The sequence below is a fragment of the Variovorax sp. 10L426 genome, assembly GCF_056395305.1.
The window spans coordinates 133943-151373 of sequence record NZ_JBFTJF010000010.1 but is presented as its reverse complement, the minus strand read 5'-3'; the positions used below and the strand labels follow the sequence as shown (position 1 = coordinate 151373).

Genomic DNA, 17431 nt, shown 5'->3' with positions numbered 1-17431 from the left:
CTCAGTCCGTCAATTCGCGCCACGAGGTCCGATGCGCGCTGCCACTGCCCGTCATCGGCTGCGTGGGCGGAATCTCGGTCCTGATATCCCCGTTGCTGCCCTGCTCGATCATGCGCACATTGCCGTTGGTGTCCTTGACCCAACTCAGGCCAACGATCAGCGAGTTGCTGCTCCACAGCTCGCCAGACGGATTGGTGGTCACAACGCCGCCGTTTGTCACATCGAGGAAGTAGCGCCAGGATGAGCCGCCCGACGCGCAGGCGTCGCCATTCGGGATGGCACTTGCAATCGCCAGCGTGTTGAATTGCAGGCCCAGGCTGGTGGCCACGCGTTCGCCCGAATGCGGCAGGTCAATCCACCAACCGCCCTTGACGGTCCAGTCGACAGTGGTGTCCGACACTGCAGCGTTGGTGGCTGTATTTGAAGGCCCGTTCAGCGTGAAGGTCTGCTGCACGAAGTTCGTCGTGTCGGCGCGCACGTCGCCCCATCCGGTCGCTGTCAGATTGTCCTTGATCCCGTACACGCTTTGCTGGGTCGTGTCGGCGATGTCGGAAGTACCAAGGTAGCGCCCTGTCGCCACAATCACTACGGGCTTGCCGGAGGGCTCCGACAACTCAGGTTTGGTCGTGATCGGCTGCGGCGTGCTCGTGTCGATCTGCAGTTTGGCGAGCAACATGGCGGCCTGGTTCGGCGCGACGAGGTTGTCGACGTCGAAGCGCCAGACATTGCCCTTCAGGTCACCGCCGTAGTAGCGCTTGGCCGTGTTGTCGGCCGTGTTGTCGATCCAGGCGTTGATCTTGGCCAGGCCGCTCGGGTCGGTGGCGCTGCCCACGCCAGTCGAGATGTCCAGGAGCTTGGCGCCGGAATTGGCATTGAGCAAATACATATGGCCCTTGCCGTCGCCGCTGGTGTTGTTATAGCCCGAGGTGATTGCGACCGTCCAGGTGCCGTCGGCGCGCTTGGCGATCATCGGGTTGCCGTAGCTCAAGCCCATGTTGGCGTCGGTGAACTCCCAGAGCGCCTGCGGGTTGTTCGGATCGGTGATATCGAGCGCGTAATAACTGCTACCGCCCGAGTTGAGCCCCGCGACGAGAATCGTCTTCCAAGTGCTTCCTACCTTGATATCGGCCATCACCGGCGCGCCGTCCGCGTAGTACAGGTGCTTCGACGCATAGCTCGAGTCCGCGAGCTTGTAGAGATTCGGCATCACCGCGCTGGGCACGTAGGCCCAGAGTTCGGTGCCGCCGTCGGATGGATCGGCCGAGAAGGCGTGCAACATGCCATCGTTCGCGGCGACGTAGACCACGTTCTTGCGGGTACTCTGTGCCGTGACAAAGTCGGCGTAGCCGGCATCGCCGTATTTGAAGGGCGGCACGCCGACGTGGACCGGCGCGCCGTTGATGATGTCGCCGAGCAAGTGGTCGCGCTTGCGATAGAGCGCTGCGCTGGTGGCGCTGATGCCGGTGGTGGCCGTCGTCACGGCCGACTCGTAGCTCCGGACACCCTTCAGGTAGTCGACGAGGTTGGCGCCTGTATTGGCGAGCGCCTTGTCGCTGGTCGAAAGCGTCGCACATTGCGCCGCTACCAAGGCCTGCGAACAAAGGTTGTTGAAGTAGCCCTGCTGTGCCGTGCTCAGGTTGCTGTAGTCGAAGCTCTGTAGTCCGCTCGTTCCCTTGAAGTAGATCTTGCGATTGGCGGCGGCCGTCGTATCGAGCTTGGCCTGCGCCGACCAGGATGCTGTGGTGGCGATCGTGGCGTCCGCCCCGTTGAGCGCGAAAGCCTGGAGGTCGCCGGTCCACGATTCCGTGGTGTAGCTTGCCTTGTAGACCTGATTGTTATTGCCCGCCACGAGTTCGAGCGAACTGGTGGAAGCGGCCGACGCCGAGCCCGAGACTTGTTGGACGGACGTGATGACGCCGTTGATGGCGTCCGCCAAGAGGCCGGCGTTCAGCGCCGAATAGTACTGGCCTCGACCGTTCACGGCGGCGTGCCAGAGGTCGTCGACGTTGGTGGCATTGCCGCCATTGCTCGTTGCCGCAGGAGTGGGCCAATTCAACGCACCGCTGGTCAGATCTACATAGGTGCCGGCGGTCTGCGTCAGGTAGCTTCGATCGTACGGCAAGGTACCGCTCACCCCGAGACCGATGGTGAACGTATTCATGTGCTGCTTGATATTGGTGTCGGCGCCTGCCGGCCGGACGATGTCGGCGCAGACGTCCTGGCTGCTGCCTGAACTCGTAGAAGTGCAATTGTTCAGCGAGGTGTTTCGCAGATCGGTGTTGTAGTAGTAGTCGGCGACGTCGGCCAACGTGTTGGGCGAGCCTCCCGAGGTGGAAGGTGTCGTGACAGTGTTTGACACGTACTGACCAATGACTGGGGAAGTGGTGCCAGTGGTTCCCGCGACCCAAGAGCCATATCCATTGTTGACAGGGTTCGAATAGCTGGGCGTGTCATTGCCGGCAGTGGTTTGCGTGGTGACGACCGGACTTCCGCTGTTCACCCAGGTGCTGCCGGCCTTCGGTGCGCCTTTGTCGGTGCCGGCAACGATATTGGAGGTCGCGGCGGCCGTGTTGGTCCACGAGGAATAGGTCACCGGACTGGTGACAGGAGTGGCGGCCACACCGTCCCTAGTGACGACCGTGACGGTGTAGGTGGCCGTTGCGGACTGGGGAGTGGTATCCGTTCGCGCTTGCGTGTTCTCCGTATAGACCTGCGTCTGTGCCGACACAGAATATTTCGGATTTTTTTTGTTTCCGGTATTCGTCGACGAAGCCGTGGTTGCAGTTCGCGTCCACGTCCATGTGTTCGAGTAATTGGCGATGGAGCTTTGCGTTGCCGGAGCTGTATAGGTTGTGACCGACGTCAGGATGCTCGCGGCGTCGTCCTTCATGGGCCGCAATTCGGTGCTATCGGGACTTCCAACCAGTGTCGAATTGTCGAGTTGGTAAGGACCGAATTTCGGTGAACTCGTACTCTCCAGACCGGTGTTCCAATAACCGTCGGTCGACAACAGCGCGTAGTTCCGCTGGCAGGAATACTGCATCGGGTCGTAGGTCTGCCCGCTGACCTTTTTGGCGAAGTAGCGGCCGGCCTTCGAGAGAGCGCCTCGCAGCGGCGTATTGCCGCTTGGGGATGCGTTGTAGAGGCTGCTGTAGAAGTTCGTCTTTTGCGTGCTATCGAAGTCCTTGACGTCGCGGAAGTTGTTGGTGCCGTCGACCGCCGACCTGTCGCTGATCGTGCTGAAGCCGACCCGGTAACTGGAGTCGAGCGCAGAGATGGCGCGACCCATGGCCGTGCGCATCAACAGATAGCGCTTGCGATAGTACGAATACCAATTCGCATAGTTCTGCGCTTCAGCCGAATTGGCGGTCACCGTGACCTTGGTGAACAGCGTGCTTGTCGTGCCGCTTGAGGTCGTGCACTGTTGGTAGAAGGTGTTGTTGACCGGCCCGCTGGTGTTGTAGACCCAACCCATCTTGGGTTGAGTACCTGAATAGTTGTAGTAGTAGTTGTTGCTGGACTGGGTGAGGTCCGCCGTCGTGCCGCTCGATGTGACGAAGCCATCATCCGGGACGGCCGCGCCGAAAGTGATGTTTGGGTAGGACGTGCCGTCTGCATTGAGGGGCGGTGCGTAGGTGAGCGTCGGGTCGTAGGCGACCCCATTGCATTGCGCCGAGCGGTAGCCATAGGTGCTGGTTCCGCTCATGTCATCGGGCATGTAGGCCGAATCCATACTGCCCGAGTTGTCCAGGATGAACAGCAGATTGGGCTTGGCTTGCACGGTGGGACGCGTGGCCAACGGTTGATTCGACAGATCGGTCACCCCGGCCCGCGCGAGTTGCCCGAACGCAGCAAGCATCAAGGCGCAGACGAGCGTCAATCTCGCCCCTTGATTGGCAAGCCCGTATCGCCCAAGCGCCGTCGAAGCGGCAGTCATTGTGTTCTTCATGGCAGCAGGTTCCTCTCTCCGTTGGCGCCGGACGGCGCACCCCTCGTCAGAAATGCACGATCGTTTCGGTGTAGCTGGCGGTGTTGCGTACGCCCAGGACGCGCACGACGATGCGGTAGTACGCGCTGGTCGTCGAGCAGGACAATGGGTTGTCGCTGTAACTCAAGCCCCCCTTCGATCCGCACGAGCCGGTGCTGGCAGCCCGCTGCGCGCAATTGATGGTCTTGTCGCTCAGGAAGTCGCCCGGCTTGGAGCAAAGCCTGAACACCACGTAGCGGGCTGCGTTGCCGTTGATGGTGCCGGCGCTTGCCGACAGCACGCTGCAGCCGTTGTAGCTGCCGCTGGCCGCACCTTGGCAGTTATTGCCGTCCCAGTCCACCAGCTGACGATTGGCCGTGGTGGCCAACATCTGGCCTGTGACATCGACCGGCGGTTTGATCGTGACTCCGTCCGTCGCGAGTTCCTGCGTGCTGGCGTAGTAGCCGCTGGTGGGGAGGTCGGTATTCAAGGTGGCGTTGTTGAGCGTCAGCCAGTTGATGGCTTGGCGCGCGGCCTGGTCCGCCGCGGAAGTGGCGTCTTGCTTGAAGCCGATGTTGCCCAAGAGCAGCGTGCTGGTATCGACCGAGCGCACCAGCGCAAGGGTTGCAAGCGACAGGGCGACCAGCGCCAGCAGGGCAAACAATAGCGAGACGCCGCGCTGGGAGCGCAGAGTCGGAACGGTGGGCGATGCTTGGAGATGCATGGTGATTTCAGGAATTCCAGAGCACATTGCGCAAGGGCACGATCGCGTCGTAGACCTTGTAGCGGTAGTGCTGCCAATCGGTCAGTTGATTCACCTTGAGCGTGATGCACTTGCTGGCGCCGTTGCACGTCGCCGTGGCGGGGCCGGTGATCGTTGCGGTGGCGCCGACGTCCCATTGCGGCTGTGTCGCAGTCACAATGTCCTTTTCGTATTCGTTGCTGCGCGCGACAACGGCGATGCGGATTGCGACCACGCGCTGCCAGTCGGCGTTGGTGAGCGGCGTGACGTTGTCGTAGGTGTCGACGATGACATTGCCGCTCGGGTCCTTGGTGCCTTTGCCATAGAGCGCTTGCAGGTTGACGATCTGCGGATACAGGGCCTGGAAGGCCGTCAGGCCGTTGACAAGGGAAAGGTCGCCGACCTGCAGGTTGTACGCGTTGTTGGCCGTGTCGATCGAATAGGTGCGCGAAACCATCGAGCCGACGTTCAGCAGGTAGTCGTCCTTGACGTAGCCGCCGGCCGGAAACACGCTGTTCTGGTTCCACTTGCTGGTAGTGGTCAGGACGTGCGGCACGACCGTGGGGCTCAATGTGGTGTTTGCCGAGGCGCTGTCATTGGTGACGCTGAACAAGGTGCACCAGTTGGTGCCGGGATTCTGCAACTGCGGCACGGCAATCATCATGTTGCCGGCGACGGCGCCGAAAGACGAGTTCACGGCGAAGTGGTCGTCGGTATTCGTGTGAGCGCCCGACAGACCGATGGGCGCCGAGAAGCCTGACGTCCGGCCGCGAAGAACCGTGATCGTGTCGGGCGCATCGTTGGCACCGTCGTTGATGACGACTGGGGCCAGTGTGAAGGTGAGCGGGGCGCTTGTGTCGAATTGCGCCTTGACTGAGCAGCCCATCGCATCCGGGCTGGATGCGACGCCGTAGCCCGCCATCTGAATTTCGCGCTGCAGTGTGTAGAGGGCCATCGCGCCGTTGACTTGCGCGTCGCTTCCCATCGACACCGATCGTTTCTTTCCTTCGGCGAGCACTAGAACCTGGGCGATGACCAGTACCGTGAGCATGCCCAGCACGAGGCCGACCATGAGTTCAATCAGGGTGAAGCCGCCCTCACGGGAGGACGCGTAGAGCGATGACTTCATGGTGCGCATATCAGCTCCCGGCCTTCGCGATCGTGGTGCTCGTGACGTACTTGTGGGATTGGCCCCCGGGCATGGTCCAGGTGATGGTGATCGAAACGTCACCGGTCGGAGCGTCGACGGCAATCGCGCCGATGCCGCCCGGAAGGGTGCTGGCCACCTTGCTCTGCCACTCCTTGCACCGGGCCTGCGAGGCGCAACCGCTGCCGCTATAGGTCGCCATGTTCGTCAGGTCTGACCACATGCGGCCCACCACGTCGCCCGCGAGCATGGCAGCGTCAGCACGGACCTTGGACTCGGTCTGCGCGCGTGTCATCGCACCTTGCAGGCCGACCAGCCCGATCACGCCGAGGATGAAGATCAGCATGGCAACAAGGACTTCGAGCAGCGCGATGCCGCGGATGTGGTGTCGGGCACCGACCTGCCGTCTTCTGCGGTTCCTTTGTGGAGCGTGCATCTTCTTTCTCGCTTCAGCACTTGCGCGGATCAGTGTTGCTGGTCACGCGGGGGTCGCACATGCGCACCAACCCCATCGGTGAGACCATGAGGCGCAAATTGACGCTGGATGTGGCGCCCGTGATATCGATCTGGCTGATGGGGCCCGTGGTGGGGTCTGTGTTCGCGACTCTTCCGAAACCATCGAAAGTCACACTCTTTCCGTCCGAGCCGTCGGATCGCACGGAAGCGACTGTGGCTCCAGCGCCTCCGTCACCGACAGCGCGACCGGTGACGAGCATCGGCGAGGAGGTGGTCGAAGGGGCGTCGGCGCAATGGCCCACCGGCGAATTCATGCTCACAACCCACGAACCGCTGGTGCCGGAGAGGGTGCAATCGTTGCTGAGAACGCCAGGATCGTTGAGGGCAACCAGCCAGAAGGACACGTTCTGGTTGCGCCGTATGGCCTCTGCCCGTGCCATTTGGACGCCGTTCTGAATCGAGTCCGCAACATTTCGAATCCGAGCGTTGCCCAACCAGTTGGCCACGCTTGGCACCGCAATGGCGAGGATCGTTGCCAGCACCGCAAGGGTGATGACGAGTTCGACAAGCGAGAAGCCGCGTTGACGCATGGTCTGGCTCGTCCTGTCGTCAGCAGGTGGGTGACTTCATGAGCCAGCACGTCGCTGAGACTGTGCTGCCCTTGAATTGCGTTGTAGCGCGGTCCCCGTTCTGATTGATGGTGTACGTTTGCCCCACCGCGCCTCCGGCATTGCCGGTCGCCGTGACGGTATAGCTTTGCTGAGTGGTGTCGCCGGTGGTGGTGTTGGTGGCGCAGGTGAAGGCAAAATATTTCGCGCTGCTCGGCGCGAAATTGTTCCAGGCGCTAGCGGTCGAGTCGGTTGCGCATGCAGCGCTGGTGCCGTAATTGCGGTTGTCCTGGTAATACTGTTCCAACTTCGTCCGATAGTCGGAAAGAAAGCCGAATGCCTCCTGGATCTGGCCCCTGCGGATGTAGTCGTTGTACGCGGGGAGGGCGATGGCGGCCAGGATTCCGATGATTGCGACCACGATCATGACTTCGATCAAGGTGAAACCTTGAGCACGCGGGTGGCGCGCGGCGAAACGTAAGCTGATCTGTTTTTTCACGATGAGGACTTTCGAAGTACGGACGTGGCCGATTTGCATTCGGACAGGATCGTTTCAGATTGTGTCTGGGCGCCCAGACGCTCAGCACGCCGCCGGTCGGCGATATGGCGCCTTTTGTCAACTTGTTGTTATTGCGGATGCCCGTTGAAAGGCTTGCGGAGCCGCGGCGACGCGCTTCAGGAGCGCCTGTCCTCAGAAAATCGGCTTTGCTGTCCGGAAAGGCTGTGCGAGCGCCACCCTGCGGAGTGGGCGCTATTCCCAAGTCCGGGTGTTCACCCTTCGGCGACGTAGCTCCCCGACTTCCCTCCATGCTTCTCCAGCACGTGAACGTCGGTAATCCGCATCCCCCGATCCACCGCCTTGCACATGTCGTAAATGGTCAGCAACGCCACCTGAACGGCGGTCAATGCCTCCATTTCGACACCGGTCGGCCCGATGGTCTCGACGGTCGCGGTGCACCGGACCTGGGGCGTGGCCTCGCCGGTGGATTCGAATTCAACCGCCACGCGCGTCAGCGCCAACGGATGGCACAGCGGAATCAGATCGCTGGTCTTCTTGGCCGCCTGAATCCCCGCAATCCGGGCGACGCCCAGCACGTCACCTTTTTTCGCCGTGCCGGACTCGATCAAGGCCAGCGTCGAGGCTTGCATTTCGATACGCCCCGTCGCCACGGCCACACGATGGGTCGCGGGTTTGGCCGCCACGTCGACCATGTGCGCCTGGCCCTGGGCATCGAAATGGGTGAGGTTGCTCATCTATGAACGTTCCGCGGAGTGCCGCATCATACGAGCCCGAGCCGTTGATGAGGAATGCCGCGCTTGACTCCGATTTCTGAATCCTCCAGACCGCAGAGACCCGCCCGCCGTCCGCTGCGATCCCTTTGCGCCGCCCTGGTGATCGCCGCCCAGTTGGCGTTGCCGGCCCCCGTCCGCGCCCAGCAGTTGCCTGGCATGGGCGATGGCGGCGAAATGACCGCCGCCGCCGAGCGCCACCTTGGCGACCAGATCGCACGCGAGCTATACCGCGACCCGGATTACATCGACGATCCGGTGCTGGTCGAATACGTGAATGACATCTGGCAGCGCCTGCTCGCGGCGGCGCGCACGCGCGGCGAACTCACGCCCGAACTCGATGAGCGCTTTGCGTGGACGATCATCCTGGGCCGCGACCGAGACGTGAATGCGTTCGCGTTGCCCGGCGGCTATCTCGGCGTGAACCTGGGGCTGATCGCCATTGTCGGCAGCCGCGACGAGCTCGCGACAGTGCTTGGGCATGAAATGTCCCACGTCACCCAGCGCCATATTGCGCGCACGATGACCAAGCAGAGCAAGCAGCTTCCGCTGATGCTCGCGGGCATGATCCTCGGCGTGATCGCCGCGAGCAAGAGTCGCAACCCCGATGCCGGCCAGGCAGTGATGATGGGCAGCCAGGCCGCCTTCACCCAGAACCAGCTCAGTTTTTCGCGCGACATGGAGCGCGAGGCCGACCGCATCGGTTTCGGCGTGATGACCCAGGCGGGCTATGCGCCGCAGGGCGCGGCGTCCATGTTCGAGAAACTCCAGTACGCATCGCGGCTGAACGACAACGGGTCGTACCCCTACCTGCGCAGCCACCCGCTGACCAGCGAGCGGATCGCTGACATGCAGTCGCGCTTCCAGCTTCAGCCCGGCAAGTCGGCCGCCCTCCCGTTGATGATGGATCACGCCATGATTTCCGCCCGCGCAAGGGTGCTGACGCGACCGGGCGTCGATGTGCTGCGGCTCTGGGTCGATGCGGCATCGGCGAGCGAGTTTGTCCGCAGTTCGCCGGCGCAACAGGCCGCCATTCTTTACGCAGCTGCCATGTCCGCGAGCGAACTGCGTGACTTCAAGGCGGCCCGCGCCCTTGCGCAGCGGCTCATCACGCGGACTGCGGACGATGCGCCTTCAGCCCGCCTGGCGCGATTGCTTTCCGCCGAAATCGAACTGACCGCAGGCGCGGCCCCTGCGGCGCAGGCGCTGCTCAATCCCAAGGCCAAGGACCGGCCGGAAATGCTGCTTGCCGCGCAGGCAGCCGTCGCGGTGCGCAACCCGGGGCCGATGATTCCGCCGTTGCGCGATTGGGTCGCCACGCATCCACACGACGCGACCGCTTGGCACACGTTGGCCAATCTGTACGGTGCCCAGAACGACTCGGTTCGCGCCATACGTGCAGACGCGGAATCCAGCGTCGCGATACTGGACTATCCGGCCGCCCGTGACCGGCTCAAGGCGGCGCAGGACTTGATACGCGCCAATGCGCGTGGTGCGGCGGGATCCGAGCCCATCGACAACTACGAGGCGTCGATCATCGACACTCGCGCACGTGTGGTGGAAGCTCTCGTGCGGGAGCAGGCGGCCGAGCCGCCTCTCAAATAGTTGATTGAATATTCAATTCCGGGCGAACAAACCGCCCAGCGCCGATTCGATGATCAGCCCGAGGAGCGAGTAGAGCAGCGACCCGATCAGCGCTGCCAGGAAGCTGTTGACGTGAAAGCCCGACAGCAATCCTGACGCCGCCCAGAAGAGCAGGGCGTTGATGACGAACAGGAACAGCCCGAGAGTGACGATGGTGACCGGCAGCGTGAGCACCACCAGCACCGGCCGCACGAACATGTTGAGCAGGCCGATCACGGCCGCGGCCAGGAGCGCCGAGCCGTAACTCGTCACCTGGACGCCGCTGTAGAGATAGGTGACTGCCAGCAGCGCAAGCGCGCTGAGCAGCCATTTGATGAGGAGGCGCATTCGACCGGCGCGGGCTCAATCGGCAAATTCGTTCGCCAGCATGATCAACGCCCCCATGCCCAACAGCGCACTCGGAAGCGCCCAGCTCTGGCGGCCGGGTGGCGCCACGTCGGCTGCCACTGGCTCGAGGTCGAGTCCCGCCTTCGGGCGGCGCGCATCGATGACTTGCGCCACACCATGCTCCAGCCGCAGCCGCTTGGTCAGTTCGGCCAGCGGCCCCTTGGCAAGAACCGGCGTGACAACATCGCCTGCTTCGCTTTGCATCGCCGGCAGCAACTGCTCCTGCACCTTCGCGAACCATTTGCTGCGCCAGTTCTCGCGCGCGCTGTGGCTGACCCACTTGCTGATGCGATGTGTCATGCGCGGAGCGCAGGCCACCAGCACCCAGTGTCGCGGAGCCCTGCCGTTTCCTTCGGCTGCCATCTTCGCGAGAAACTCGCGCGCGTAGGCTGCATCGTCGACGTACAGAATGACCTTTTCCATGAGTGCTCCTTCTTTCGTTGGTTGGAGTGGCAGAGACATCGAACGTTGGATCAAACAGTGACCGTCTCGGAGGGCTTGGGACGGCGGGCGGCCATCCACTTGCCGATTGCGAGCACCAGCAGCGCGCCGGCGACGCCGGCCCCATAGCGGACCACATCACTCTGCGGCAGCTTGGGCACCCACGTCCACGCTGCGGCATTGGCTACGGCGGGATCCGATACCGCCATGGTGCCGGCAATCCAGCCCAGGAGCATGCCGCCGAGCGTGATGATGATCGGGAAGCGGTCCATCAGCTTGATGACCAGTTGGCTGCCCCAGACGATGATCGGAATGCTCACCAGCAGGCCGAAGATCACCAGCGGCATCTGGTGGCCCTCGCCGGCACCTTCGGCGGCACCGGCGATCGCGATCACGTTGTCGACGCTCATGACCAGGTCGGCAACGATCACGGTCTTGACCGCGGCCCACAGCTTGTCGCTGGCGGCGATGTTCCCGTGTGCGTCGTCATGTTCGGGCACCAGAAGCTTGATACCGATCCACACCAGCAAGATGGCACCTGCCAGTTTCAGGAAAGGAATCGCCAGCAGTGTGAGCGCGAAGAAGATCAGGATCACACGCAGCAGGATCGCCCCTGCGGTGCCCCAGAGAATGCCTTTCGTGCGCTGCGCCGACGGCAGCTTGCGGCACGCCAGCGCTATCACCACGGCGTTGTCGCCGCCGAGCAGGATGTCGATCATGATGATCTGACCGACCGCAACCCAAAACTCGGGCGTCAGAAACTGTTCCATAAAGTCCTCTGTTCGTTTCGATTCCTCCCACGCGGGTCGGATGAAGCGGTCGGATGAGGAACAACGCCCTCGAGGAACACGCAATCGCTTCGATCAAACCCGCACAGGTTCAAATCGAAGGTCTTGCTCGACAGCGCGGGGCTGCCCGACAGGCCGGAAGTGTTGTGCTTCGTATTGACGACCTGGCGATGCCCGCTCATGAATAAGCTGGCGGGAGCTACTCCCCTTCGTGGCGGAATTAGAGCATTGCGCCTGCCGTGTGGCAACCGGGCACCGTCGACGGTTTAAGCAAAAGGCGCCGGAGTGTCGCGCCGGCAAAGAATTTGCTGCTATGAATCCGATAGCGAATCAAATCCTTCGGTCACGACGGGATTTGGCGGGACTATGATCGCCGCTCGCTTTTTTTCGTCCCTATGGCCGCCATTCACATCACCGACATCGAGGCCGCCATCAACTTCTGGCGCGGCCGCAAGCCTTCGCCCGACGGCATCACCCTCGCGCCCGAGTTGCGGGCGTTGGCCGAGGTTTACGCGCTCATGGTGTTCCACCACGAAGACGAGGTCGATGAAGTCGGCTTCCCATCCAAGGCGTGGGACGCTTGGCTGACGTGGTACCAATCCACCCCCGACACGCCCTGCATCGCCATCTGCTCCACCAGTCAGGGCGACGACCAATGCAAGGGCTGCGGGCGCAGCTTCGACGAGGTCCAGCACTGGCCCGCCATGACACCGGCCGAGAAGCGGTCGACCTGGCGCCGCATCACGATGCAGGATTCGGCTTGGCGCTTCAACAAATACGCCGAACGCGCCCGCGAAGCCGAATACGTCTGGCCCGACGACGGTTCCGCCCAGGACGTTTCCGACACTCCGGCCTGAAACCATGCGCCGACTCGTGCAAGCCCCCAATCTGGCCATTGCGACGCTGTGGGTGCACGCACTGCGCGAGGACGGCGTCGAGGCCTCGGTCCAGCGCGAATACCTTGGCGCCGCCGCAGGCCAGTTACCGCCGGACCAGTGTCTGCCCGAGATATGGATCGAGGATGACGCGCAGTTCGAGCTCGCTGAACGGCTCTTGCATGAACTGCGTCATCGCCCGCAGCGCCGTTGGCAGTGCGTCTGTGGCGAACTGATTGAAGGCGGCTTCGAACAGTGCTGGCACTGCGGCGCGATGATGCCGAAGTCATAGGCTCGCCCCCAGGTTGCCCGCACTTCGTGTCGGGCGCCCACCCCCTGCCGGGGGCAACACCAGCGGCCCGGCGAAGCCGGTTCCGCGGTGTTTCACCAAGGGGCCTGGCTTTGCCGGCCGGGGTGCGTTGGGCTACTTGAATCTCACTGGCTCGATGTCGACGTTGTGCGTGCCGTCGCCGAGCATCAGCGCGCCTTCCTGGATCGTGGCCTGCAGTTGCATCGAACGTTGGGCCAGGGCTGCCAGTGCCTGCGAGGCGGCGGTGGGGATGCGGAACACGCTCAGGTTCTGAGGGCGCGTCAGCTTGTTCTCGATGCCGCGCCACCAGATCTCGGCGGCGTGGTTGAAGCAATAGACGATGACCTCGTCCGCTTTGCCGCAGGCCTTGATGATGGGCTTGTCTTCCGGTTGGCCGACTTCGATCCACATCTTCACTTCGCCGGTGAAATCGCGCAGCCAGACGTCTGGTTCGTCCGGATTCGAGAGGCCGGCGCCAAAGGCCAGCGTCCCGTCGCCGTTGCATACGTCCTGCAGCTTGTAGGCGTTGAGGGCCAGCGCAGCCAGCCGGATCATCATCCGCTCGTCGGTTTCACTCGGGTGACGCGCCAGCGTCAGCGTGTGATCCGCGTAGTAGCCATGGTCGATGTCGGCGACAGCGAGGTTGGCCTTGAAGATCGTTGACTTGAGTGCCATCAGATTCGCCGCCAGGCCGCCCCAAGGCGAATCAGCCCACTCAGGAGGCAGCGAGGACACGAAGTGCCGAGTGTGGGGGCCTTCATGCCCGCCGGGCCAGTTCGGCAGCTTTGCCGGTATAGCTGGCCGGCGTCATCGCCAGCAGCCGTTCCTTCTCGGCCTCGGGGATGTCGAGCGAGCGGATCAACCCATGCAATGCCTCGGCCGTGACCGTCTTGCCCCGGGTCACTTCCTTCAATTGCTCGTACGCACCCTGCACGCCGAAGCGACGCATCACGGTCTGGATCGGTTCGGCGAGCACTTCCCACGAGGCGTCGAGGTCTTCGGCGATCGCTTCTTCGTTGAGCTCGAGCTTGCCCAAGCCGGTCGCAAGGCTTGCATAGGCGAGGGTGGCGTAACCGAGCGCGACGCCGATGTTGCGCAACACCGTGCTGTCGGTCAGGTCGCGCTGCCAACGGCTGATGGGTAGCTTTTCGCTCAAATGGCGAAGCACCGCGTTGGCGAGGCCGAGGTTGCCTTCGGCATTCTCGAAATCGATCGGGTTGACCTTGTGCGGCATCGTCGACGAGCCGATTTCGCCCTTCTTCAAGCGTTGCTTGAAGTAGCCCAGGCTCACGTAACCCCAGACGTCGCGCGAGAAGTCGATCAGGATGGTGTTGGCCCGGGCGATCGCGTCGAACAGTTCGGCCATGTAGTCATGCGGCTCGATCTGGATGCTGTACGGCTGGAAGGCGAGCCCCAGGCCCAGCGGCGCGGGCGTCTCGACCACCTTGCGGCTGAACGCCTCCCAGTCGAAATCCGGCCAGGCCGCCATGTGCGCGTTGTAGTTGCCGACAGCGCCGTTCATCTTGCCGAGCAGCTGCACGCCTGCGATCTGCTCGCGTGCCTTGGACAGGCGCACGGTGACGTTCGCGATTTCCTTGCCGACCGTGGTCGGGCTGGCCGTCTGCCCGTGGGTGCGGGAGAGCATCGACACGTCGGCGAACTTCATCGCCATCTCGCGCAGCGTCGCGATCAGTCCGTCGATGGCCGGCAGCATCACCTTTTCGCGCGCCGCCTGGATCTGCAGCGCATGGCTGGTGTTGTTGATGTCCTCGCTGGTGCAGGCGAAATGCACGAATTCGGAAGCAGCAAGCAGTTCGGGCCGGGCTTCGAATTTCGACTTGATCCAGTACTCGACGGCCTTGACGTCGTGGTTGGTGGTCTTCTCGATCTGCTTGATCGCGACCGCATCGGCCTCCGAGAAATTGGAGACCAGCCCGAGCAAATACTTGCGGGCGCCGCCCGTGAGCGGCTTGAATTCGGCGAAGCCGCAATCCGAAAGGGCGATGAACCACGCCACTTCGACCTGCACCCGCCGGTGCATGTAGCCCTGTTCGCTCATCAGCGGCCGCAGCGCTGAGAGCTTGGCCGCATAGCGGCCGTCAAGGGGGGAAAGCGCGGAGACGGTGGAGAAACTCATGGGCGAATTTTAGGTCTCGCCCCGGGCGAAGCAATTTCGGCCCTCGACGGTGGCCGGAAGGGAAGACAAGGCTGGCCCGATGAGATCGAATCTGCAGTGCGTCCGTTACCCTAGAATCAAAGCGCTACAACGATGACCCTGATGGGGGGAAAGCCCGAATGAAACTGATCGGATCCGCTGCCAGTCCTTACGTGCGCAAAGTGCGGGTGGTCATGGCCGAGAAGCGGCTCGACTACCAGTTCGTGATTGAAGACGTCTGGTCTGCCGATACCACGATTTCCAGCGCCAATCCGCTTGGCAAGGTGCCTTGCCTGATCATGGACGGCAGCGAAGCCATGTTCGACTCGCGCGTGATCGTCGAATACCTCGACACGCTCTCGCCGGTCGGCAAGCTGATTCCACAGCAAAGCCGCGAGCGTGCGGAAGTCAAGACCTGGGAGGCGTTGGCCGATGGCGTGATGGATGCCGGGGTCCTCTGGCGTCTCGAAGCCACGTGGGCACATCGCGCCGACGGCGAACGCAGCCAGGCCTGGATGGATCGCCAGCGCGGCAAGGTCCTGACTGGCATCACCGCCATGGCCAAGGGCCTCGGCGACAAGCCCTTCTGCAGCGGCATCCACCTGAGTCTCTCGGACATCGCGGTCGGCTGTGCGCTGGGTTGGGTCGGCTATCGCTTCCCGGACATCGATTGGCGCGGCGACCATGCGAATCTGGCGAAGCTTTACGACAAGCTGATGCTGCGCCCCAGCTTCGCCGATACCCAGCCCTGAGCCATGGAGATTCAGGCCTGCAGAACGACAAAAGCCCCGCATCGCGGGGCTTTTTTGTGGTGGGCTTTTTGGTGGGTAATAAAAACGTTGCGAGGCGCCCCGAAACGAAGGAGGGAGGGAGGGAGGAGGAGAAGAATCGCCTCGGGATTTCAACCAGACGGCAGGCGCCCGGAAGACCTCGCAACATGAAACCGATCGGGTGATCCACACCCGAACCCGTTATGAGCGCAGCCTGCGCGACCGGTTCCCGGGTCAGAGGTAAGCGTTTGTGAACGGCGAGTAAATCAGTTCGGCCCGAGTTGCTTCTCGACGTCCCGGATGAACGATCGGTCTTCCGGCGAGGTCAGGCTCGAGTAGGACGCGACGACCGTCCCGTCCCGGCCGATCAAGTACTTGTAGAAATTCCATTTCGGCGTCGTTCCCGAAGCGCGCGCCAACTCCTTGAACAGCGGGTTGGCATCTGATCCGCGTACCGAGCTTTTCGAGAACATCGGAAATTTGACGCCGAAGGTGCTTTCGCAGAAATCCGCGATTTCCTTGTTGGAGCCGGTTTCCTGCGCGAAATCATTCGATGGAAAGCCAAGCACGACCAGTCCTCGAGCGCGGTATTTGCCGTCGAGTGCTTCCAGCCCCTTGTATTGCGGCGTGAATCCACAGAAGCTTGCCGTATTGACGACCAGCACCACCTTGCCCGTGTACTGGCACAAAGTCTGGGGTTTTTCGTCTTGGAGCCTCGGGAAGGTGTGCTGCAGGATGGCCGGACACGCAGCCGCCGCATTCGCAGTGTTTCGGACGTCCTGAGCACTTGCGTTGTGGGGGAGAAAACAGGCCGCGGCCGCGACGGCCAATAGAAAAGTCATGGACAGCCGGATGTGGACTCGCATGGCGGTTTTCCTGAGTAAACGCGGCATGAATCCGCACGGAAAGGGTACGCCTATTCGCTTCTTCGCGCGCTTGTCATGGACGCGCCAACCCCGCCGTCTAAAATCCAGCGGCTCAAGAAAGATACTAATGCTGTACCCGGAACTCTTCAGACAACTCGAATCCGTCCGCTGGGACATGGACAAGGATATTCCATGGCAGTCTTTTGATGGTACTCGGCTCTCCGAAGAACAGGCCCAGACCATCAAGATGAATGCCATCACGGAATGGGCGGCCTTGCCTGCCACCGAGATGTTCCTGCGCGACAACCGGCATGACAGCGACTTCTCCGCCTTCATGTCGATCTGGTTCTTCGAGGAGCAGAAGCACTCGCTCGTGCTGATGGAATACCTCAAGCGCTTCAGCCCGCAGCACGCGCCAACCGAGCAGGAACTGCACGACGTGCGGTTCGACTTCGATCCTGCCCCGCCGCTCGAAACCCTGATGCTGCATTTCTGCGGCGAAATCCGGCTCAACCACTGGTATCGCCGCGCGGCCGAGTGGCACACCGAGCCGGTCATCAAGCACATCTACACCACGCTCAGCCAGGACGAGGCACGCCACGGCGGCGCCTACCTGCGCTACATGAAGCGTGCACTCGAAAAATTCGGCGACGAGGCGCGTTCCGCATTCACGAAGGTCGGCGTGCTCATGGCCAGCGCGCGTCGCACTGCGCAGGCGCTGCATCCGACCAATCTGCACGTCAACAAGGCGTTGTTCCCCAACGACACCATCCAGAGTCGGGTCCCAGACCCGAACTGGCTCGAGCATTGGCTGGACAAGCAGATCAAGTTCGACACCGTCTGGGAAAACAAGGTTGGCGATCGCATCCTGCACAACCTGAGCCTGTTGATGAACAGGAGCTTCAAGACCGTGCAAGAGCTGAACCGCTATCGCAAGGAACTGGCGGCTTCGCTCGGGCCCAAGCCCGAATACCAAGGGGCCTGA

At 62.4% G+C, this 17431-nt stretch carries 18 protein-coding genes; 5 read left to right on the top strand and 13 right to left on the bottom strand.

Annotation, left to right across the window (positions count from 1 at the left end; all coding sequences use genetic code 11):
- Position 1: 1 nt before the first annotated feature.
- The 7 genes from AC1DHL_RS16360 to moaC form a co-directional block, all read right to left on the bottom strand.
- Positions 2-3949, bottom strand: a complete 3948-nt coding sequence (locus AC1DHL_RS16360; protein ID WP_478162637.1) for a pilus assembly protein — start codon at positions 3947-3949, stop codon at positions 2-4.
- A gap of 46 nt (positions 3950-3995) precedes the next feature.
- Positions 3996-4691, bottom strand: coding sequence for a pilus assembly PilX family protein (locus tag AC1DHL_RS16355; RefSeq protein WP_478162636.1), 696 nt, complete (start codon positions 4689-4691; stop codon positions 3996-3998).
- A 7-nt stretch (positions 4692-4698) separates the two neighbouring features.
- Positions 4699-5847 carry a PilW family protein gene (locus tag AC1DHL_RS16350; protein ID WP_478162635.1) on the bottom strand — a complete coding sequence of 383 codons (1149 nt, stop codon included), beginning with the start codon at positions 5845-5847 and terminating at the stop codon, positions 4699-4701.
- Between the two features lies 1 nt (position 5848).
- The gene (locus AC1DHL_RS16345; RefSeq protein WP_478162634.1) at positions 5849-6292 is read right to left on the bottom strand and encodes a type IV pilus modification PilV family protein; all 444 of its coding nucleotides are present in this window, start codon (positions 6290-6292) and stop codon (positions 5849-5851) included.
- A 13-nt stretch (positions 6293-6305) separates the two neighbouring features.
- Positions 6306-6902: a GspH/FimT family pseudopilin gene (locus AC1DHL_RS16340; protein ID WP_478162633.1), complete on the bottom strand. Its 597-nt coding sequence runs from the start codon at positions 6900-6902 to the stop codon at positions 6306-6308.
- Between the two features lie 19 nt (positions 6903-6921).
- Positions 6922-7458, bottom strand: coding sequence for a type IV pilin protein (locus AC1DHL_RS16335; protein ID WP_478162632.1), 537 nt, complete (start codon positions 7456-7458; stop codon positions 6922-6924).
- Between the two features lie 233 nt (positions 7459-7691).
- The gene (moaC, locus tag AC1DHL_RS16330) at positions 7692-8174 is read right to left on the bottom strand and encodes a cyclic pyranopterin monophosphate synthase MoaC (protein WP_478162631.1); all 483 of its coding nucleotides are present in this window, start codon (positions 8172-8174) and stop codon (positions 7692-7694) included.
- Positions 8175-8228: 54 nt separating this feature from the next.
- Here moaC and AC1DHL_RS16325 point away from each other — a divergent pair, with 54 nt between their 5' ends.
- On the top strand, positions 8229-9815 hold the full coding sequence (locus AC1DHL_RS16325) for a M48 family metalloprotease (protein WP_478162630.1): 1587 nt from the start codon (positions 8229-8231) through the stop codon (positions 9813-9815).
- A 12-nt stretch (positions 9816-9827) separates the two neighbouring features.
- Here the strand turns inward: AC1DHL_RS16325 and AC1DHL_RS16320 are convergent, their stop codons facing one another.
- Genes AC1DHL_RS16320 through AC1DHL_RS16310 form a run of 3 tightly spaced genes read right to left on the bottom strand, consistent with a single transcriptional unit; the run spans position 9828 to position 11452 of the window.
- Complete coding sequence (locus tag AC1DHL_RS16320) at positions 9828-10181, bottom strand: phage holin family protein (RefSeq protein WP_478162629.1); 354 nt, start codon at positions 10179-10181, stop codon at positions 9828-9830.
- 15 nt (positions 10182-10196) lie between these two features.
- Positions 10197-10664, bottom strand: coding sequence for a hypothetical protein (locus AC1DHL_RS16315; RefSeq protein WP_478162628.1), 468 nt, complete (start codon positions 10662-10664; stop codon positions 10197-10199).
- A 50-nt stretch (positions 10665-10714) separates the two neighbouring features.
- Positions 10715-11452 (bottom strand): TerC family protein, encoded by a 738-nt coding sequence (locus tag AC1DHL_RS16310; protein ID WP_478162627.1) that lies wholly within the window; start codon positions 11450-11452, stop codon positions 10715-10717.
- Between the two features lie 413 nt (positions 11453-11865).
- Here AC1DHL_RS16310 and AC1DHL_RS16305 point away from each other — a divergent pair, with 413 nt between their 5' ends.
- Positions 11866-12327: a DUF3717 domain-containing protein gene (locus AC1DHL_RS16305; RefSeq protein WP_478162626.1), complete on the top strand. Its 462-nt coding sequence runs from the start codon at positions 11866-11868 to the stop codon at positions 12325-12327.
- Positions 12328-12331: 4 nt separating this feature from the next.
- Positions 12332-12637, top strand: coding sequence for a putative signal transducing protein (locus AC1DHL_RS16300; RefSeq protein WP_478162625.1), 306 nt, complete (start codon positions 12332-12334; stop codon positions 12635-12637).
- 132 nt (positions 12638-12769) lie between these two features.
- On the opposite strand, the gene AC1DHL_RS16295 is transcribed toward AC1DHL_RS16300, so the two are convergent.
- Together AC1DHL_RS16295 and purB are read right to left on the bottom strand one after the other, a co-directional pair.
- Complete coding sequence (locus AC1DHL_RS16295) at positions 12770-13330, bottom strand: YaeQ family protein (RefSeq protein WP_478099787.1); 561 nt, start codon at positions 13328-13330, stop codon at positions 12770-12772.
- An 82-nt stretch (positions 13331-13412) separates the two neighbouring features.
- A complete protein-coding gene (purB, locus tag AC1DHL_RS16290; RefSeq protein ID WP_478099789.1) occupies positions 13413-14792 on the bottom strand; it encodes an adenylosuccinate lyase in 1380 nt (459 codons plus the stop codon).
- A 158-nt stretch (positions 14793-14950) separates the two neighbouring features.
- Between purB and AC1DHL_RS16285 the strand changes: the two genes are divergently transcribed.
- Positions 14951-15562, top strand: a complete 612-nt coding sequence (locus tag AC1DHL_RS16285) for a glutathione S-transferase N-terminal domain-containing protein (protein ID WP_478099791.1) — start codon at positions 14951-14953, stop codon at positions 15560-15562.
- Positions 15563-15846: 284 nt separating this feature from the next.
- Here AC1DHL_RS16285 and AC1DHL_RS16280 read toward each other — a convergent pair whose 3' ends face one another.
- Positions 15847-16446, bottom strand: a complete 600-nt coding sequence (locus AC1DHL_RS16280; protein ID WP_478162624.1) for a glutathione peroxidase — start codon at positions 16444-16446, stop codon at positions 15847-15849.
- A gap of 127 nt (positions 16447-16573) precedes the next feature.
- Here AC1DHL_RS16280 and AC1DHL_RS16275 point away from each other — a divergent pair, with 127 nt between their 5' ends.
- Entirely contained in the window at positions 16574-17431 is an 858-nt protein-coding gene (locus AC1DHL_RS16275; protein ID WP_478099795.1) for a ferritin family protein, read from the top strand.

What these genes read in the sequence shown, in the direction of transcription:
- AC1DHL_RS16340 (WP_478162633.1), bottom strand. Translation starts at nt 6,902, where the DNA reads ATGCGTCAACGCGGCTTCTCGCTTGTCGAACTCGTCATCACCCTTGCG.
- AC1DHL_RS16310 (WP_478162627.1), bottom strand. Translation starts at nt 11,452, where the DNA reads ATGGAACAGTTTCTGACGCCCGAGTTTTGGGTTGCGGTCGGTCAGATC.
- AC1DHL_RS16320 (WP_478162629.1), bottom strand. Translation starts at nt 10,181, where the DNA reads ATGCGCCTCCTCATCAAATGGCTGCTCAGCGCGCTTGCGCTGCTGGCA.
- AC1DHL_RS16315 (WP_478162628.1), bottom strand. Translation starts at nt 10,664, where the DNA reads ATGGAAAAGGTCATTCTGTACGTCGACGATGCAGCCTACGCGCGCGAG.
- AC1DHL_RS16345 (WP_478162634.1), bottom strand. Translation starts at nt 6,292, where the DNA reads ATGCACGCTCCACAAAGGAACCGCAGAAGACGGCAGGTCGGTGCCCGA.
- AC1DHL_RS16285 (WP_478099791.1), top strand. Translation starts at nt 14,951, where the DNA reads ATGAAACTGATCGGATCCGCTGCCAGTCCTTACGTGCGCAAAGTGCGG.
- moaC (WP_478162631.1), bottom strand. Translation starts at nt 8,174, where the DNA reads ATGAGCAACCTCACCCATTTCGATGCCCAGGGCCAGGCGCACATGGTC.
- AC1DHL_RS16335 (WP_478162632.1), bottom strand. Translation starts at nt 7,458, where the DNA reads ATGCAAATCGGCCACGTCCGTACTTCGAAAGTCCTCATCGTGAAAAAA.
- AC1DHL_RS16275 (WP_478099795.1), top strand. Translation starts at nt 16,574, where the DNA reads ATGCTGTACCCGGAACTCTTCAGACAACTCGAATCCGTCCGCTGGGAC.
- AC1DHL_RS16295 (WP_478099787.1), bottom strand. Translation starts at nt 13,330, where the DNA reads ATGGCACTCAAGTCAACGATCTTCAAGGCCAACCTCGCTGTCGCCGAC.
- AC1DHL_RS16300 (WP_478162625.1), top strand. Translation starts at nt 12,332, where the DNA reads ATGCGCCGACTCGTGCAAGCCCCCAATCTGGCCATTGCGACGCTGTGG.
- AC1DHL_RS16305 (WP_478162626.1), top strand. Translation starts at nt 11,866, where the DNA reads ATGGCCGCCATTCACATCACCGACATCGAGGCCGCCATCAACTTCTGG.
- AC1DHL_RS16325 (WP_478162630.1), top strand. Translation starts at nt 8,229, where the DNA reads ATGCCGCGCTTGACTCCGATTTCTGAATCCTCCAGACCGCAGAGACCC.
- AC1DHL_RS16280 (WP_478162624.1), bottom strand. Translation starts at nt 16,446, where the DNA reads ATGCGAGTCCACATCCGGCTGTCCATGACTTTTCTATTGGCCGTCGCG.
- AC1DHL_RS16350 (WP_478162635.1), bottom strand. Translation starts at nt 5,847, where the DNA reads ATGCGCACCATGAAGTCATCGCTCTACGCGTCCTCCCGTGAGGGCGGC.
- AC1DHL_RS16355 (WP_478162636.1), bottom strand. Translation starts at nt 4,691, where the DNA reads ATGCATCTCCAAGCATCGCCCACCGTTCCGACTCTGCGCTCCCAGCGC.
- AC1DHL_RS16360 (WP_478162637.1), bottom strand. Translation starts at nt 3,949, where the DNA reads ATGAAGAACACAATGACTGCCGCTTCGACGGCGCTTGGGCGATACGGG.
- purB (WP_478099789.1), bottom strand. Translation starts at nt 14,792, where the DNA reads ATGAGTTTCTCCACCGTCTCCGCGCTTTCCCCCCTTGACGGCCGCTAT.